The organism is Bradyrhizobium sp. SZCCHNR1043 (assembly GCF_032489675.1).
GTDB lineage: Bacteria > Pseudomonadota > Alphaproteobacteria > Rhizobiales > Xanthobacteraceae > Bradyrhizobium.
In genome coordinates this window covers 97368-110050 of record NZ_JAUEYN010000006.1, presented here as the reverse complement: position 1 = coordinate 110050, position 12683 = coordinate 97368, and the positions used below count along the sequence as shown (strand labels likewise).

The following is a 12683-nucleotide window of genomic DNA, read 5'->3' as shown; positions in this document are numbered from 1 at the left end:
ACTGTCTTTAATCATTACCCCCATTGTAACCCCCAAATCTGAAAAAGCTGGAATTCAACGAATCGACAATGCATGCATCATTGCATTGCTTCAAGATGCAATTGCAGTTTCTGAACTAATGAACGCAGACAGAACGCACCGGAGACATTCATCAAATGTCGTATCTGCTCGAGAAGTCCCGCAGCCTGCTCGTTCCTGCCGGCTCCGGCAAGAGCAAGGCCCAGGATGATCGTCGCGTAACACTCCGCGACTCGATCCGTCTTTCGTTTGGCTACAAGGATCGCCTGTTTGCTGGCCTCGATAGCGGCATCGAAGTCCTCACTCCGGTAAAGCAGATCGGCATTTATGGCAGCCATGCGCGCCTCAAGCTCGAGCCCGGTTCTTGCGGCCCGTGCGGCTTCGATCGCGCCAACCATCTCATTCGTCGCATCGGCGAATCGACCAGTCAAAGCCTGTTCGAGGCTTGCACAGAGCAAGGTGAGCACGCGGATGTAGGGAATGCCGGATGTTTCAGCGAGATCGGAAACTCGCCTTGCGTGCTCGCGCGCAAGACCCTGGTCTCCGACGATCCATGCTAGCTCCACCAGGTTGAAGTGCGGAACGAACTGAAGCACCGGTGCGACCTCGGATGAAGGCTGCTGCACCAGTTCGAGAAGCTCGCTGCGAGCATCCTCGATTTGGCCGAGATGAGCCATTGCGCGCGCCCTGATGCATCTCACCCAATAGCTGACGTCGAAGCCGAGAATCTGGTTCGGGTTCAAACCAAGCGTGACGTGACTGTCGAAGCCGGCTTGGCTTGCCATCGCAGCGATAGCCGTATTGGCCGCCGAGAGCGCCTCGTTCATCCGTCCCGAATGTGTGTATGCCTGCGCCAGCATGGCGTTGACGGTCGCGTAGCGGCCGACATCCCCCTCGCCCGAGGTCAGCTTGATGGCGTTCTGCGCCAGGTCGACGTAGTCATCGGCCGCTCCCGTCGAAGCGAGCACGCGTCCATAAGCGCCGATCAACAACGGCTCATGCGCCTTGTCGGAGGAGCGTGCAAATCTCAACGCTTCCTCAGCAAACGGCTTGACTTCTTCGGCCGAGATGCCTTCGCGCCAGCCGAAGTTCAGGATCTGGCCGCTGGCCAGCGCTCGCAGGCGGTCGACGCGCTCCGATTGCGGCAGCGCCTGCAGCAGGGAGCGGATCTTCTTCCACAGCCGCAGCGCCTCCGCCGTGTTGGTGCGGCCGATCCAGCGCGCCGCGCGCTGCAGATGCTCGACGGCCTGCATGGTCTGGCCGGCGAATTCGTAATGCGAGGCGATCAGGGCGGCGAACTCGTCCTGCGTGCCCCAATCCAGCGCCTCGATCGCCTTGGCCACGGCCACGTGCACGCCGCTCAGGCGCGAGCGCAGCTGCATGGCATAGGCCACCTCCTGGATCAGCGGATGGCGGAAGGCGAGCACGCCCATGTCGAACGGCGGCAGATCATAGAGAAGATCGGCATGTCTCAGTTGTGCGAGCGCGTCGAACAGGTCCGCCTCGCTGAGCCCGACGACCGGCTTGAGCACGGCGAGCGCGACCGAGCGGCCGATCACAGCCGCTGTTTCCAGGACGCTCTTGGCGGTCTCGCTCAGACGGTCGATGCGGGCCGCTACCACGGCATGCACCGTCGGCGGCAGAGGAATCGGGCCGATCCCGCCCTTCAGCCGATAGGCGCCGCGCTCACCCTCGAACCCGCCGCTCTCGGAGACCGCGCTCGCCAATTCCTCGAGGAAGAACGGATTGCCCTGAGCGCGCTCGACGATGTCGCGCGCCAGCACCTCCAGCGAAGGATCGTCACCAAACACCCCGCGCAGCAGCTCGCTTGCCTCCTCGGAGGCCAGCGGGACGATGTGCAGTTCGTGAAATGGGACCTGCTGCATGAAGGAGGCGGCGAAACCCGGCCTGTAGTTCACGACCAGCAGCGTCTTGGTGCCGATCGTGGCCTCCGCGAGCGCCTCGACGAACTCCTCGCTGGCCTCGTCGATCCAATGCAGATCCTCGATCATGATCACCATGGCGCCATCAGCCGGCGCGGCGCGGAACAGCGTCTTGAACACGTTCAGGAGACGGGTCTTGAACACGCCGGGATCGAGCCGGAGCGCCGGACGTGACGGATCGGCGAGGTTCATGAAGTCCAAGAGCAGAACCAGCGCCGTGTCGGGCATGGCAATGGCTTCGAGCCGGTCGACCACGCGCTGGCGCGACACCTCCACCGGCTCCTTCGGCCGGATGCCGAAGAAGTCGCGCAGCAATTCGAGCACCGGCTGGAACGGGGTGGCGCGGCCATGTGCCAGCACGCGCGCCTCGTAGACGCGAATACCCTGGCGGCGACAGTGCTCGGCGAACTCGAAGCACAGCCGGCTCTTGCCGATGCCGGCCTCACCCACAATGCCGACGACAGCGCCGCGCGCCGCCAGGACGTCGTCGAGCTCGCGTTCGAGCACGGCGAGCTGAGCGTTGCGCCCGATCAGCGGCAACAGGCGCTGGCCGCTACGGAAGACGTCGCTCGCTGGCGCACTGAGGCGGCCGATCAGCTTGTAGATCGACACCGGCGAGGCAATGCCGCGCAGCGTGTGGGTGCCGAGCGGCTCGGCTTCGACGAACTGCCTGGCGCCGGTGTAGGTTTCCTTGCTGATCAGGATGGTCCCGGGCTCGGCCATGTGCTCCAGACGATTGGCCAGATGGACGTTGGCGCCGGCCGCGTCGTAGGTCTGGTACATGCTGTTCTCGACGACCTGGACGATCACCTCGCCGGTGTGCAGTCCGACCCGGACCTGCAAATGCGGGTCGGCGAGGCGCGCGATGGAGTCCTGCATCGCCAGCGCGCCGAGGCAGCCGCGAACCGCATGATCCTCATGCGGCACCGGCGCTCCGAACAGGGCCATGACGCCGTCGCCCTGCGTCTTGTTGACGACGCCGTCGTAGCGGTGAACCGCCTCCTTCATGAGGTTGAGCACCGGGTCGAGCCGCTGCATCGCGAGCTCGGGATCGCCGAGGCTATCGATCAGCTGGGTGGAATCGCGGATGTCGGCGAACAGGATGGTGAGACGCTTGCGTTCTCCGCCCTTGCTGCTCAGCGTCCTCAGGACGCGCTGCGCCGCCTGGTCGGGCGGAGCCGGCCGGCCGGGCAACGGCGCACCGCATTGGCCGCAGAAGCGATTCGACGGGCTGTTGGTCTGGTTGCAAGCCTCACATCTGAGGCCGAGCGGCTCGCCGCACCGGTCGCACGAGGCTCTCCCTGGCTGATTCTGCCTGCCGCACCGCGCGCATTCCATGGCCCCTCCGTTCCACGGCGGAACTGATTCATCCCATCACGGCATGAGTCTATGGAACTGCCACAATTCTCGCGGGAAAAATAGCCTTGTGGGGCCGAAGGCGGCGATCACGATGCTCAGCCCTGAGCGCTTTCCTGCGCCACCGCCTGCCAGGCAATGTCGCGCCGGCAGAAGCCGTCGGTCCATTTGATGCGGTCGACGGCCTGATAGGCCCGCGCCTGAGCCTCGGTGACGCTCTTTCCCGACGCGCAGACATTGAGGACGCGCCCGCCATTGGCGAGAATGGCGCCGTCCTTCGCCACCGTGCCGGCGTGGAAGATCTCCACGCCCTCGATCCGCGCGGCGTCGTCGAGCCCCTCGATGACACCGCCTTTGGCGTAGTCGCCGGGATAGCCACTCGCGGCCATGACCACGGTGACGGCGGCGTCGGGAAACCAGCGCAGGTCGAAATTCTTCAACTGTCCGTCGCAGGCGGCCAGCATGGCGGGCACGAGATCCGACATCATCCGCAGCATCAGCACCTGACATTCCGGATCGCCGAAGCGCACGTTGTATTCGAACAGCTTCGGCCCCTGGGCGGTCAGCATCAGGCCGGCATAGAGAATGCCCTTGAACGGAGTGCCACGCGCATTCATTCCGGCGATGGTCGGCTGAATAATCTGATTCATGATCCTGTCATGAATCTCCTGCGTGACGAACGGCGTCGGCGAATACGCCCCCATGCCGCCGGTGTTCGGTCCCTGGTCGTGATCGAACACCCGCTTGTGATCCTGGGCGGAGGCCAGCGGAATCGCGGTCTCACCGTCGCACAACGCGAAGAACGACACCTCCCGACCTTCGAGAAACTCCTCGATGACGACCTCGGCGCCCGCGACGCCGAAGCCGCCCTCGAACATCATCTTGATGGCGTCCTCGGCCTCGGCAACCGTCTTGGCCACGACGACCCCCTTGCCGGCCGCGAGCCCGTCTGCCTTGACGACGATCGGAGCGCCGTGCTCGCGGACATAAGCGAGCGCCTCGGGGGCATTGTCGAAGCGGCAGTAGGCGCCGGTCGGGATGTCGTATTCGGCGCAGAGATCCTTGGTGTAGCCCTTGGAGCCCTCGAGCTTGGCGGCGAGCCTGGACGGGCCGAACGCCTTGATGCCGGCAGCCTCGAGATCGTCGACGATGCCGGCGGCGAGCGGCGTCTCGGGGCCGACCACCACCAGATCCACCTTGTTCGCCCGGCAGAAGGCGATTACCGCCACATGATCGGCGACGTCGAGCGCGACACATTCGGCCTCCTTGGCGATCCCGGCATTGCCGGGCGCGCACCACAGCTTGGTGAGCAGCGGCGAGCCGGCAATCTTCCAGGCGAGCGCGTGCTCGCGACCGCCGGAACCAAGGAGCAGAATGTTCATCGTCGATGCCGTCGCAGGGGTGGGCCAATTTGGACGCCCCAATTGCCCGGCCATCGCTACAGAGTCAAATCATGGCTCGGACGGCTTGACGGCGGCGCCGGCGATGATCTCCTGCAGGCTGGCGACGTGGCGGGCGAACGCCGCCCGGCCGGCCGCGGTCGCCGTCACCGTGGTCTGCGGCTTCTTGCCGACGAAGGCCTTGTCCACGGCGGCGTAGCCGGCGCGCGCCAGCGTGTCGATATGGGCGCCGAGATTACCGTCGGTGGCGCCGGTCAGCTTCTTCAGCCGGACGAATTCCAGCCCGGCCCCGGCAGGCAGGGCATTCAGCGCCGCCATGATCTTCAGCCGCAGCGGCTGGTGGATGATCTCGTCGAGCTCCGCCAAACCGTCAGCCCCGCCGCATCCACAAGCCGCCGAGAACCAGGCCTCCGCCATTGACGAACGCCATCCACAACGGGAAAGCCGCGCCGATGAAGAGGTAGCCGACCAGGGTCAACGCGGTGACGCACAGGCCGAACACCGTGAAGGCCGCGCCGAACCATAATCCGGCAAGACCGTAGAACAGCATGAAATAGACCGGCCAGAATGCGCCCATCTCGCGCGGTCCGAAATGGCCGATCGCTTCGACGAAGAAGCCGAACGCAAAGAACATGACGAAGGCGAGCAGGGCCCGGAGATCGAAGCTGCGGACGCCGGAACGCGCCTTCTCCGTCGCGCCCAACACCACCGATCCGGCCAGACCGAGGACATAGACCGACAGCCAGGCCTTGTCGGCGTAGTAAGGCGCCAGATAGGTCACGAGATTGCCGGCAAAGACGAGGACGCCCCAGAGGATCATCATCAGGCTCGACAGCCGATAGATCTCCCACTGCCGCACGCGCTTCGTGACATCCTCGATATCGCTGAGCGCCCGCGCGGCTTCCAGGCTGTCGATCATGCGGCTTGAACCCCTAGCGCGTCGCCACGTCATCGGCGATCGCGCTCACCGCCTGCGGCGCCGACACGATCTCCATGTGATTGACGCCGGCGATCAGCTTCACGTCAACGCCGGGCGCGACGGCGTGCACCGCATCTGCATATTTGTCGGCGAGCATCAGCTCGTCATCGGCGCCGGCGATGAGGGTCACCGGGTGCTTCGCCGCAGCGAGATCGGCCTTGTAGCCACGGGTCGCGAAATTGCGGAACAGCCGGTAGCTGTAGGTCGAGGCCACGAACTTCTCCGAGTTCGGCCTGACAGCAAAGGCCAGCGCGGGCAGCGCCTCGCAGCATCTCAGGCCGACGCGATCGAGCACGCCGAGCGCGAGGATGCGCGGAACGTCGGGACCGGCCCAACCGCCCGAGTTCTCCCGGTTGGTGGGCGCATCATAGCCGAGATAGGGCGCGAGCAGCACGGTGCGCGCGAACAGGTCCTGGGTCGGCGCGCTGGCCGCGCGCAGCGCGAAGCCGCCGCCGGCCGAATGGCCGAGCAGCACGATCGGCTGCGACGGCGCGGTCCTCCTGACCTCTGCGACGAGATCGGCCAAATCGTCCTCGAGCTGGCCGAGATAGCCGATGTCGCCGCGGGTGCCTGAGCCGCCATGGCCGCGGATGTCGGGCGCGAACGTGTCGATGCCCCGGGCGGCGAGCCCATCCGCCAGCGCATGCACGGCGACGCTCGAGCCGGAGGAGCCGTGCACGAGGACGGCAACCTTGCCCGTCGGCGTCGCCCGCGCCGGATAGTGGCGGTAGGCGAGCTCCGTGCCGTCCCGGGCGCTGAAGCGCTGTAGGGCCGGCATGGTGCTCCGATCGACACGCCCGACGGTCTCCGAGATCGATTTCAGCTCGGGCGGGCGCACCAACGGCGTCGCGATCATCCCGCCCAGAAGAAGGGCAAGGGCCCCGGCGAGGCCGAAGCTCCAACCGACGAGCTGACGCACGATCTTGATGCTTGCCCGCATACCCCTCTCCATTTTCTATAGAGTACTCTATAACACAGAGCTATCGAAAAGGCAACGGCTTGATTGGCGGCGGACGCGGAAAGCCCCTACCTTGGCAACTGCTCCCCGAACCGAATCAGACAGCGATGCCGCCTGCGGAAGCCTTGCCCAACGCGCCCGAATTCACCGTCACCGAGCTGTCCTCGGCGCTGAAGCGCACGGTCGAGGACCAGTTCGGCCATGTCCGGGTGCGCGGCGAGATCACCGGCTTTCGCGGGCCGCATTCCTCGGGGCATTGCTATTTCGCGCTCAAGGACGAGAGCGCCAAGATCGAAGCGGTGATCTGGAAGGGCGTGCATGGCCGCATGCGCTTCAAGCCCCAGGAAGGGCTCGAGGTGATCGCCACCGGCAAGCTCACCACCTACCCGAATTCGTCGAAGTACCAGATCGTCATCGAGGCGCTGGAGCCGGCCGGGATCGGCGCGCTGATGGCGCTGATGGAGGAGCGCAAGCGGAAGCTCGGCGCCGAAGGACTGTTCGATCCCGCACGCAAGCAACTGCTGCCGTGGCTGCCCGAGGTGATCGGCGTCGTCACCTCGCCGACCGGGGCAGTCATCCGCGACATCCTGCACCGGCTCGAGGACCGCTTTCCTCGCCGCGTGCTGGTCTGGCCCGTGAAGGTGCAGGGCGAAGGCTCGGCCGAGCAGGTTGCCGCCGCGATCCGCGGCTTCAACGATTTGCCGCAGGATGGCCCGATCCCGCGGCCCGACGTGCTGATCGTCGCGCGCGGCGGCGGCTCGCTGGAGGACCTGTGGTCGTTCAACGAGGAGATCGTGGTCCGCGCCGCGGCCGAGAGCATGATCCCGCTGATCTCGGCGGTCGGCCACGAGACCGACGTGACCTTGATCGATTTCGCCGCCGACAAACGTGCGCCGACGCCGACAGCAGCCGCGGAAATGGCGGTGCCGGTGCGCAGCGAGCTGATGCAGGAGGTCGCAAGCCTCGCGCGCCGTGTCAGCGTCTGCTGGCAGCGCGGCCAGGAGAGCCGCCGCAACGAGCTGCGCGCCGCCGCGCGCGCCCTGCCCGGCGCCGGCGATCTGCTCGCCATTCCCAGGCAGCGGCTGGATACGGCGGCCGCCAGCCTGCCGCGCGCGCTCAAGACCAACACGCATGTGCACTTTCGCCAGTTCGCAGCGGCGAGCGCCAAGCTCACTCTGCGCGTGCTGCACGCGCAGATCGCGCAATCGCGCCATCGCCTCATCGCTTCGTCCGAGCGGCTGTCGCTGTCGTCGCGCGGCCAGCTGCACCGGCGGCGCGAGCGATTCGAGGCGCTCGACGCCCGCTTCAAGGCCTCGCGCCAGGCCTATGCGCAGGCCAAGCGCCAGGCCATCGGTCGCGAGCGCGACCGAACCGAACGTCTTGCCGAGCGGGCTCGGCGCGCATTGCAGACTCAGCTCCAGCGCCTGACGGCCCGCGTGGGACAGAACGAAAAGCTCCTCACCGCGCTGTCCTATCGCAGCGTGCTGGCGCGTGGATTTGCGCTGGTGCGCGACGAGGCCGGCCATCCGTTGCACCATGCCGCGAGCATCGGTCCGGGCGCCGCACTCTCGATCGAATTTGCGGACGGCAAGGTCGCGGCCACGGCGGGCGCGGACCGCCCGCTTCCAGCCGCGGCGCCAGCATCGCCAAAAGCCCCGCGTGAGGGCAAGCCTTCGGCGCCGAAGCGCACGCCCGATCCCGCCGATCAGGGCAGCCTGTTCTGAGTGGTCCTCAGCGCGCGAGCCAATCGGCCACGAGCTTCTGCGCATCGGCACGCGCCTCGGGATCCGAGCCGACATGACCGCGCTCGGGCGCCCCGGCGTCCGACCCTGCGACCTGATGCAGCGGCAGGTTCACGCGATCGAAATCGTGATAGGCGCCGGGATAGATGACGATGCGGGTCAGCGCGCTGCGGCCGCGCGCGCCATCGATCATCTGCCGGCACGCGGGCGGCGAATAGACGTCGTCCAGGCCGCCGATCAGCACCAATGTCGGGACGCGCGTGCTCCAGCCGAGGCCGGACGAGGCGCGGCAATCCGGATAGAACGCCACCGCCGAGCGAAAATCCGGCGAGACATGCTCGGGCAATTGCGGGCGCACCGCCCACAACAGCGCGCTCGCGCCGCTGGCCCAGCCGACGAGGCTGACCCGGTCGGGCATCGCCCAGGCTTGCTCGGCCAGCCATTTCTGCGCGATCACGATGTCAGCGACACGCTCGCGCCGGCCGCTGATACGACGCTCCTTGACGCGGCATTGCGGACCCAATCCGCGCGAGCCGTAGCTGTCCGGCAGCAGGACGGCCTTGCCGTCCTTGACCAGTTCCTCGGCCCAGTCGCGATAGCGCGGCAGCACCGGCTCGGAGCGGCCGGAAAGCCCGCCGCAGCCGTGCAGCGCGACGACGACCGGAAATGGGCCGGCCCCCTTCGGCCGGTAGAGCTGGGCGCGCAGCACATAGCTTCCCGAGGGGATCTCGACCGCGACGGGCGCCGGCAATGGCTCAGCCAAGGCTGAAAACGCCGTGGCGCAGAGCATTGAGACGACGATGGCGACGAGGGAGCGCATCAAACCAGCCGGGCGGGACAAGCGGCGGATATTGAAACCTAGCTAGCACGGAGTTTCGAGCAGAAGCATCACAAATCAGTGGGTTTGCGCGGGGGGACAGGGCCCCCCATCTATGCTAGGAAATCATCGAAATTCGGCCTGTCGTGTGCGCGCTGCGCCTGCGTAGGGGGACTTCACGTCAAGGAATTGGAGATCGCGGACGTGCTCAACAAGTTTGGTCCCTCGGGCCAGGGCGAGGCGCAGGTGCAGTATCTGGACGGCGATTTCCGCGTGATCTCACCGGGAAGCTATGTGCGCTGCGCGGTCACCGATGTGCGGATTCCGCTGGACGAGCTGAAGTATTGGAGTGTCGATCTGCAGGAAGCCTATGCCCTGCCGAGCGCCGTGCTGCAGCGGCACTATCCGGGCGCATTGAAGGCCAGCGGCTGACCGTTCCGCTTCGCTGACAGCCGCTGCACAACCAGCGCGCGCAACGCGGCGAGATCGCCGAACTGCAGTGTCACTGGGAATGCCATGACATCGGGCGCGGCCTCGTGGCCGCGGAACCGCACGAGATCTTTTTCCGTGGTCACCATGGCAAATCCATCACGCCTGGCTTCGTTGGCAAGGGCTACAACGTCGGCCGTCGTGAATGGGTGGTGATCCGGAAAGGCACGCTCCCGCCTGACGTCGAGACCGGCGCCGCGAAGGGTGCGGAAGAATCGGGCGGGATCGCCGATCCCGGCGAACGCCAGCAGCGGCCTGCCCTGCAACGCCGCGACGATCTGCGCATCGGGCTGCAACGCGGCTGAAAACACCGGCTTGCCGGCCGCCAACACATGTGAGGCGACCGCCTCGCTGGCTCGGCCGCTGCCGATCACGACCAACGCGTCGGTGCGCGCCAGCTGCGGTGGCAGCGGCGCGCGCAACGGGCCGGCGGGAAACACCTCGGAATTGCCGAGGCCGCGCGCACCGTCGATCACGATCAACGCGAGATCCTTGGTGATCGACGGATTCTGAAAGCCATCGTCCATCAGAATGACGGAGGCGCCCTGCGCCTTGACGAGACCGATGCCGTCGGCGCGGTTGCGCGCCACGACGACCGGCACCCACGCCGCCATCATCAGCGGCTCGTCGCCGACATCGGCAGCCTCATGGACAGCTGGATCGACGACAACGGGCCCGTGCAGCCGGCCACCATAGCCACGGCTCAGCACCACCGGCTGCTCGCCGAGGTCACGCAGCATATCGGTCAGCGCCAGCACGGTCGGCGTCTTGCCGGCTCCGCCGACATGGAAATTGCCGACGCAGATCACCGGCAAGCCGGCATCGACGCCGGCTTGCGCCATGCGGCGTGCGGCAACGGCGCCGTAGAGTTTCGAGAGCGGGAACAGCAGACGCGATTGCCAGGACGGCGGCCGATGCCAGAAGGCCGGCTCACGCATCGCCGGCTGCCCCCATTTCGAGCCTGACCTGCAATAGATACGGCTCCAGCGCCGACAGCGTCCGCTCCAGCGCGCCACCGAGCTGATCGACCACGCGCGTTCCTGCCGCAACCAGGCTGTTGCCGGCTGCGGGATCAGCGAGCAGCTGCCGGAGTTGGCGGATCAGCGCCTCCTGATCGTGGGCGAGCCTGGCTCCCCCGGCTTTGTCCAGCGACTCATAGACGTCGGTGAAGTTGAACACGTGGGGTCCGTGCACGATGGCCGCGCCGAGCTTGACGGCCTCGATCGGATTCTGGCCGCCATGCTCGACCAGCGACCCGCCCATGAACACGACCGGCGCCAGCCGGTAGAACAGGCCGAGCTCACCCATCGTGTCGGCGACGTAGATGTCGGTGCCTGCGAGCGGCTGTTCCTCGCGCGAACGCAAGGCGCCCTGCAGGCCGGCGCTTGCGACGAGTTCGGCGACGACCGGGCCACGATGCGGATGGCGCGGCACGATCACGGTGAGCAGCGACGGATAGGTAGCCGACAAGGCCTTGTGGGCCGCGATCAGGATCTCGTCCTCGCCGGGATGCGTGGAGGCGGCGACGACGACCGGACGGCCGCGCGTCATCGCCGTGAGCCGATCGAGCTTCGCCGGATCGGCGGGCGGCGCCGGCACGTCGAGCTTGAGATTGCCGGTGGTGATGACGGTGCGCGCGCCGAGCGCGGAGAACCGGTCGGCGTCCGCCTGCGACTGCGTCAGGAAGAGATCAAAGCGTCCCAGCAGGGCGGAGATGGTGCCGGACATGCGGCGCCAGCGCGGGAACGAGCGCGGCGACATGCGGCCGTTGATCACCACCATCGGCACCCGCCGCGAGGCGCCGGCGAGGATGAGATTCGGCCAGAGGTCCGACTCGATGAACAGCCCGAGCGAGGGACGCCAATGATCGAGAAAGCGCTCCACGAAGCGCGGCGTGTCATAGGGCACGTATTGGTGGATCACGTCGGGCGGGAAGCGCTTGGCCACGATGGCGGCCGACGTCACGGTGCCGGACGTGATGAGGATGCGGATGTTGAGCTCACGCAGCCGCTCGATCAGCGCCGCCGCCGCCAGCACCTCGCCGACGCTGGCACCGTGAATCCAAACCAGCGGACCCAGCGGGCGCGTGTCGTGGCTCAGGCCGCGCCGCTCGTCGGTCCGCTCGGGATCCTCCTTGCCATGCTTGAGCCGCTGTCTGATCAGTGCCGGCGCAAGCGGCACCGCCGCCGAGGACAACCCGCGGTAGACACGCAGGGCCATCGGCAGCGGCCTAGGCACTTGATGCTCCCGACGCGACCGGCGGAGGACAGGCCTCGGGACGGCCGACGATCTCATAGGCGCGGCGCATGCACTCGTTCAGCGTCGCCTCGAGGTCGAGACGCGCCTCTTCCATCATCGCGGCGTCGGCATCGCGCGGCACGTTGATTTCCTTGATTCCCACCAATGCGCCGCGGCCGAATGGCAAATTGATGGTGGTGCTGTCCCAGTTCTTCAGGCGGATGAAGCGGCTCGTGACCATTGCGAACGGCATGATCGGACGTCCTGATTCGCGCGCGAGCATGATGATGCCCAGCCCCGCAATCCGCGCACGCTTCGGCACATCGGCGGTCGATGCCACATTATAATTGTCTTCGAGCGCCCGCACCATCTCCTTGAACGCCCCCACCCCGCCTTTCCGGTGGAAGGAGGAGCCATGATCGCCGGAGCCGCGGATGGTTCCGATGCCGAGCCGCTCGGCGGCGATCGCGTTGAACTCGCCGTCGCGATGGCGGGAGATCAGCACCTTGGCGCGATAGCTCGGCTTGTTCTTGATGAAGGGTGTCAGCAGATGCTGGCCGTGCCAGAACGCGAAGATCGCCGGCATCTGCGGCTCGACGATGTCGTAGACCTCGGGCGGCTCATAGGTGAAGCGATTGGTCAGCCACACAAGGCGCAGGTACTCGGCCGCGAGGAACCCGACGGCGCGCTGGAACCAGCCGCTACGCAGCGTATTGCGGATCAGGTGTTTCAAGTCGCGAGCT

General features: G+C 66.6%; 11 protein-coding genes. 2 read left to right on the top strand and 9 right to left on the bottom strand.

All coding sequences use genetic code 11. The annotated features are described in order from the left end of the window. Positions 1 to 77: 77 nt before the first annotated feature. The 5 genes from QX039_RS12150 to QX039_RS12130 all read right to left on the bottom strand — a co-directional run bounded on the left by QX039_RS12150 (position 78) and on the right by QX039_RS12130 (position 6636). Positions 78 to 3299 carry an AAA family ATPase gene (locus QX039_RS12150; protein ID WP_315771261.1) on the bottom strand — a complete coding sequence of 1074 codons (3222 nt, stop codon included), beginning with the start codon at positions 3297 to 3299 and terminating at the stop codon, positions 78 to 80. Between the two features lie 116 nt (positions 3300 to 3415). After that, positions 3416 to 4699, bottom strand: a complete 1284-nt coding sequence (gene purD / locus QX039_RS12145; protein WP_315771259.1) for a phosphoribosylamine--glycine ligase — start codon at positions 4697 to 4699, stop codon at positions 3416 to 3418. Between the two features lie 69 nt (positions 4700 to 4768). Beyond that, positions 4769 to 5083 carry a transcriptional regulator gene (locus tag QX039_RS12140; protein WP_315771257.1) on the bottom strand — a complete coding sequence of 105 codons (315 nt, stop codon included), beginning with the start codon at positions 5081 to 5083 and terminating at the stop codon, positions 4769 to 4771. A gap of 4 nt (positions 5084 to 5087) precedes the next feature. Next, the gene (locus QX039_RS12135; protein WP_315771255.1) at positions 5088 to 5636 is read right to left on the bottom strand and encodes a hypothetical protein; all 549 of its coding nucleotides are present in this window, start codon (positions 5634 to 5636) and stop codon (positions 5088 to 5090) included. A 13-nt stretch (positions 5637 to 5649) separates the two neighbouring features. Further along, positions 5650 to 6636: an alpha/beta hydrolase gene (locus tag QX039_RS12130; protein WP_315771253.1), complete on the bottom strand. Its 987-nt coding sequence runs from the start codon at positions 6634 to 6636 to the stop codon at positions 5650 to 5652. 125 nt (positions 6637 to 6761) lie between these two features. Here QX039_RS12130 and xseA point away from each other — a divergent pair, with 125 nt between their 5' ends. Continuing rightward, positions 6762 to 8378: an exodeoxyribonuclease VII large subunit gene (gene xseA, locus QX039_RS12125; RefSeq protein WP_315771251.1), complete on the top strand. Its 1617-nt coding sequence runs from the start codon at positions 6762 to 6764 to the stop codon at positions 8376 to 8378. 7 nt (positions 8379 to 8385) lie between these two features. Here the strand turns inward: xseA and QX039_RS12120 are convergent, their stop codons facing one another. After that, on the bottom strand, positions 8386 to 9216 hold the full coding sequence (locus QX039_RS12120; RefSeq protein ID WP_315736571.1) for a dienelactone hydrolase family protein: 831 nt from the start codon (positions 9214 to 9216) through the stop codon (positions 8386 to 8388). A 201-nt stretch (positions 9217 to 9417) separates the two neighbouring features. On the opposite strand from QX039_RS12120, the gene QX039_RS12115 reads away from it, so the two are divergent. After that, a complete protein-coding gene (locus QX039_RS12115) occupies positions 9418 to 9645 on the top strand; it encodes a DUF2093 domain-containing protein (RefSeq protein ID WP_315736570.1) in 228 nt (75 codons plus the stop codon). Here the strand turns inward: QX039_RS12115 and lpxK are convergent. The 3 genes from lpxK to QX039_RS12100 are packed head-to-tail and all read right to left on the bottom strand — an operon-like array spanning position 9615 to position 12673. Beyond that, a complete protein-coding gene (lpxK, locus tag QX039_RS12110) occupies positions 9615 to 10640 on the bottom strand; it encodes a tetraacyldisaccharide 4'-kinase (protein ID WP_315736569.1) in 1026 nt (341 codons plus the stop codon). The two genes, QX039_RS12115 and lpxK, sit on opposite strands and share 31 nt — an antisense overlap. Next, positions 10633 to 11940 carry a 3-deoxy-D-manno-octulosonic acid transferase gene (locus QX039_RS12105; RefSeq protein ID WP_315736568.1) on the bottom strand — a complete coding sequence of 436 codons (1308 nt, stop codon included), beginning with the start codon at positions 11938 to 11940 and terminating at the stop codon, positions 10633 to 10635. The genes lpxK and QX039_RS12105 overlap by 8 nt, the downstream gene beginning before the upstream one ends. Continuing rightward, the gene (locus tag QX039_RS12100; RefSeq protein ID WP_315716682.1) at positions 11933 to 12673 is read right to left on the bottom strand and encodes a lysophospholipid acyltransferase family protein; all 741 of its coding nucleotides are present in this window, start codon (positions 12671 to 12673) and stop codon (positions 11933 to 11935) included. Before QX039_RS12100 ends, QX039_RS12105 begins: the two co-directional genes overlap by 8 nt. Positions 12674 to 12683: the final 10 nt, after the last annotated feature.

What these genes read in the sequence shown, in the direction of transcription:
- QX039_RS12150 (WP_315771261.1), bottom strand. Translation starts at nt 3,299, where the DNA reads ATGGAATGCGCGCGGTGCGGCAGGCAGAATCAGCCAGGGAGAGCCTCG.
- purD (WP_315771259.1), bottom strand. Translation starts at nt 4,699, where the DNA reads ATGAACATTCTGCTCCTTGGTTCCGGCGGTCGCGAGCACGCGCTCGCC.
- QX039_RS12135 (WP_315771255.1), bottom strand. Translation starts at nt 5,636, where the DNA reads ATGATCGACAGCCTGGAAGCCGCGCGGGCGCTCAGCGATATCGAGGAT.
- QX039_RS12130 (WP_315771253.1), bottom strand. Translation starts at nt 6,636, where the DNA reads ATGCGGGCAAGCATCAAGATCGTGCGTCAGCTCGTCGGTTGGAGCTTC.
- xseA (WP_315771251.1), top strand. Translation starts at nt 6,762, where the DNA reads ATGCCGCCTGCGGAAGCCTTGCCCAACGCGCCCGAATTCACCGTCACC.
- QX039_RS12120 (WP_315736571.1), bottom strand. Translation starts at nt 9,216, where the DNA reads ATGCGCTCCCTCGTCGCCATCGTCGTCTCAATGCTCTGCGCCACGGCG.
- lpxK (WP_315736569.1), bottom strand. Translation starts at nt 10,640, where the DNA reads ATGCGTGAGCCGGCCTTCTGGCATCGGCCGCCGTCCTGGCAATCGCGT.